This is a genomic window from Burkholderiales bacterium, assembly GCA_013695435.1.
Classification (GTDB): domain Bacteria; phylum Pseudomonadota; class Gammaproteobacteria; order Burkholderiales; family JACMKV01; genus JACMKV01.
In genome coordinates this window covers 1-3779 of the sequence record JACDAM010000274.1, presented here as the reverse complement: position 1 = coordinate 3779, position 3779 = coordinate 1, and the positions used below count along the sequence as shown (strand labels likewise).

Annotated in this window: 4 protein-coding genes and 1 pseudogene; 2 read left to right on the top strand and 3 right to left on the bottom strand. The window is 53.5% G+C overall.

Going from position 1 to position 3779, the window contains the following annotated elements:
* Positions 1-225: 225 nt before the first annotated feature.
* Positions 226-552, top strand: coding sequence for a hypothetical protein (locus H0V78_13625; GenBank protein MBA2352777.1), 327 nt, complete (start codon positions 226-228; stop codon positions 550-552).
* Positions 553-557: 5 nt separating this feature from the next.
* Positions 558-1149: pseudogene (locus tag H0V78_13620) on the top strand (C39 family peptidase).
* 120 nt (positions 1150-1269) lie between these two features.
* Here H0V78_13620 and H0V78_13615 read toward each other — a convergent pair.
* The 3 genes from H0V78_13615 to H0V78_13605 form a co-directional block, all read right to left on the bottom strand.
* Positions 1270-1710, bottom strand: a complete 441-nt coding sequence (locus H0V78_13615) for a hypothetical protein (protein MBA2352776.1) — start codon at positions 1708-1710, stop codon at positions 1270-1272.
* Between the two features lie 667 nt (positions 1711-2377).
* On the bottom strand, positions 2378-2944 hold the full coding sequence (locus tag H0V78_13610; GenBank protein MBA2352775.1) for a hypothetical protein: 567 nt from the start codon (positions 2942-2944) through the stop codon (positions 2378-2380).
* A gap of 324 nt (positions 2945-3268) precedes the next feature.
* Complete coding sequence (locus H0V78_13605; protein ID MBA2352774.1) at positions 3269-3436, bottom strand: DUF1328 domain-containing protein; 168 nt, start codon at positions 3434-3436, stop codon at positions 3269-3271.
* Positions 3437-3779 lie beyond the last annotated feature (343 nt).

The following is a 3779-nucleotide window of genomic DNA, read 5'->3' as shown; positions in this document are numbered from 1 at the left end:
GCATTACAGCGGCAACAACTCCTTGAGCGGCAACGTTCTGCAAAACCAGAACGGCATCAGCCAGGTGTCCCAAAACACGGGTACCAACGCGATCGCTCAGCAATCGGTAAATATGAACGCCGACATCGGCTGCGGTTGCCGTTGATCGCAAGCGATGCTGCCGGGGGCGCTTGAGCGCCCCCGGGCGGTTGCGAGATTCACGTATCGGTCATGAGGAGATAACCAATGCGTAACAGCATGACAGTGCTAATTTTAAGCTTAGGTCTCTTTACGGGATCTGCGTTTTCCGAGTCTGGATTTTCGGATGATGCGATGGATTTAGCGATTCCGGTAGATGTGTTGGCAACACAAACCGGCCGCGAAAATCTGCAAGACGATGTGATCCTGGCGGCAGAGCTTGGTGACAACGTCCTGGTTTCCGGAAGCACGGGATCGAATGTTATTTCGGGTAACGCGTTTTCGCATGCCGGAGGCATCTCGACTGTTATTCAGAACTCCGGGAATCAAGTCATCATCCAGAGTTCAATGATCGTCAATCTGACTACTCGATAAACATCATGAAAAAAATATTTTTCCTGCCGATTGCTGGATTGATGATGTGTTTCGATGGCGTTTCGCATGCAGTTTCAGTGAATATTTCCAGTATTTCGGCAGGGAATTTATCCGTCCGGGTTACCAGTCTCAAAGAGGCCCGGTTTCGTACCACGGTGCGCCAGCAATATGACTTCAGCTGCGGCTCAGCCGCGGTCGCCACACTGCTGACGTATCACTACGGGCATCCGATTACCGAGCAACAGATATTTACCGCAATGTTCGACTTGGGGATCAACGCCGCATCCAACGCGAAGGATTTTCGCTGCTCGATATGAAGAACTATCTCGAGGCGAGCGGATACCAGGCGGACGGTTACAAAGCTCTCTTGAGCGATTGGTCAAGAATAATATGCCAGCCATCGTTTTGATCAATTACAAAGGGTATCAGCATTTCGTGGTAGTAAAAGGCATGCGCGACGCGATGGTACTCGTTGGCGATCCATCGCTGGGCTCAAAGCTTATCCCGCGGGAAGAGTTTGAAAGCATGTGGTCGAACCGTATTCTGTTCGTAATCCGTAGTCACCGCGATAAAACCGCATTCGTATTCTGTTCGTAATCCGTAGTCACCGCGATAAAACCGCATTCAACAGTTCCGCGGATTGGCGAGGCAAAGTCAGGGCTTCTCTCGGGGGAGGCCCTGGGCCGCGACAGTCTCGCAAACATAACCTTTCTAAGGTTAATATTGCAGGGAGGGTTCGATTATCAGAGAGTTTCTGGGAGTGAGAACGCCTCGAGTTTCAACGAGGGCAGGAATTTCCGGCGCTTGCGCCGATGCATCCGGTGCTTGTCCGACGGGCTGCGGCGCCGCTGCGCCTTGCGCAGGCGGAGTTGTTTCCCTTGTTTCGGCCGTCTGACCAGGCGTTGGCTTACCGGTTATCTGTGTCTGCAGCGCATTCAAACGGCGCTGCTGTTCCGCCAGGGCGCGCTTCGTCGCAGCCAGTTTTGCCTCCTGCTCTTCAAGAGCGCGTCTTTCGGCGGCTAACTCCTTCCTTTGCGCCTCGAGTTGCTGCTTCAATTGCTCAAGATCAGGCTGCTGATTCTGAGCGATAGCAGGACTGAAGAGCATCGCACCCGCTACGCTGATAGTCGTTATGACTTTCTTGGAACTCTTATTCATCGTTCGCCCGACCCCCCCTAAAGTGCCAAAATTACCCGCGGCCCTTTATGCGATCCTGGAAACTCTGAGCAAACCGGTAAAAGGGCATACAGCTCTGCGTTTAGAGTTCTGCGCTTAGCGCAGCCTTTATTATAAACACGACCAAGTTGGAAACATCTATCTCTTTAGCTGGTCGCTACATGATCTTGTCGATCAGTTCAGCCAGGCGCCGCTTCTTGATCCGGTCTTTTGAATCAAGCGACAAAAGGAAAACGCCCCGCAGAATGCGGGGCGTTCAGTTGAAAGGCCAGGCAGTTATGAAAAGGCCCCGGTTACTTGTCGGTCTTCGGCTCGGTCGGGGTTTTTCCGGTCGGGCTGCCTGAACTCGAATCCACACCCGGCCCAGACGGCGGAACGGCAGAGGGGCTAGTCGACGACGGGGACTTCATCGTATCAGACGGACCGGAAGGCCCTGCGGGGCCGGTTGGCGGCGTCGCTGGGGTTATCGTCGGGTTGGTTGTAGAAGATGTCGAGGCGCCAGGTTGGCTGACCTTGGGCTCGTCTTGTTGCGCGCATGCGCCAAGCGCGAGCGCGGCGGCTGCTAGAACTGCGGCATATCTCATAGAAATTCTCCTGTTGGTGGTTGGAAAGGTGGTTGAAGTTGTGTCAGCTTCCGCTGACCGGATGCCTACTTGGATGAAGTACCTTTGGGCTGCGCGTCTTTTTCCATGCTCTCTTTATTCGCAGGCGCAAGCGTACCGCTTTCGCCTGTGGGACCAGCCGCGCCGGTTGCTTTCGGCTCCGCAGTACCCGCGCTGTTTTTCGCCTGGAGGAATTTTTCCATCTCATCCGGGGTAACTAAGTTGTCGCTGTCACTATCAATCTGTCCCCAGTGGGAATTTCCGGTTGTTCCGGCAGATGTCGAATCGGCAGCTGTTGTTGTTGGTTCCGCAGCGGGAGCGGCCGCGTCCTTCCCGGCAGGGCCCGCTTGACCTTTGTCTTCGCCTTTCTTTGCAGCCGGATGCGCGCTGCCAGCCGTCTCCAAATCAGGTTGCTTGGCTGGCGTAGCAGCTTGTTGTTCACCGCTCGCAGCATCACCGGTAGCCGGGTGGCTCTTGTCCAGATTTTCCAGCTTAGGATCCTGTGCTACGCTTGCATCCGCTTTCGACTTTTCATCTGCCGCAAGCAGTGAGCCGCTAAATCCTATCGCCCCCGCGACGAGTGCGGTAAGCGCAGATTTTTTAAAATTATTCATCCTAACCTCCGTTTTGAATTTATTTTACAAGCCTGCGCCCGCAGACTTGCTTTATGGAATCAGTAAGCAATCGCCATACCAGTACTTATTATGCTGAAATATCATATACTTAAGAAGGAACGGAGGTTGTCTCTGCGAATCGCTGGGCAGGATTTGTCGTTGGTATGAGACTCCAATTTTTTGCTGTGGTTATACCATTGATTTAACAACGCTTCCCACGTCTCGAAACGACGACAGCATTTTTTCAATGTAAACGCGAGTAAAACAAAAAACGGCCCGTCGGGGCCGTTTTTGCCTGCGCCTCGGTCCAAACCTGATCCTCTGCTACGGCCCTCTTCGCATCAGTCCGACAATAAGCGAGATCACGAACACAGCGAGGAAAATGAAAAAGAGGATTTTGGCAATTTCGGTTGCCCCGGCGGAAATGCCGGTGAATCCGAATAGCGCCGCAATTAACGCTATTACAAAAAAGATAACGGCCCAGCGCAACATTTTCGTCCTCCTTGCTTGGTAAGTGTAGAACTTGGGACTTCAGAGAATAGGTGTGCTCTAAGCCGACGAGGCCTATATGCTGCCCGGAGGCATTGCAGTATCGATTGCCGACCCTGGAACGCGCGGTAAGGGTCGGTAACGCGCTAGCGGGCTCGAATCGAACAATCGATGCGCGATCAATTCGTTATCCACGGAACGAATTCGCGCAGCGTCTGCGCGCACGAGGTTAAGTTCGCCACGCCCTGCGCCGCCCCTGCTTTGCTTCGATACATTTTTGACGCTGAGCTGGTTATTGACGGCGTTAACACCCTGCGTCTGCCCGGCGATTTTCATCACTTTATCC

Coding starts and splice junctions, on each gene's coding strand:
- H0V78_13615 (MBA2352776.1), bottom strand. CDS start 1,710: ATGAATAAGAGTTCCAAGAAAGTCATAACGACTATCAGCGTAGCGGGT.
- H0V78_13605 (MBA2352774.1), bottom strand. CDS start 3,436: ATGTTGCGCTGGGCCGTTATCTTTTTTGTAATAGCGTTAATTGCGGCG.
- H0V78_13625 (MBA2352777.1), top strand. CDS start 226: ATGCGTAACAGCATGACAGTGCTAATTTTAAGCTTAGGTCTCTTTACG.
- H0V78_13610 (MBA2352775.1), bottom strand. CDS start 2,944: ATGAATAATTTTAAAAAATCTGCGCTTACCGCACTCGTCGCGGGGGCG.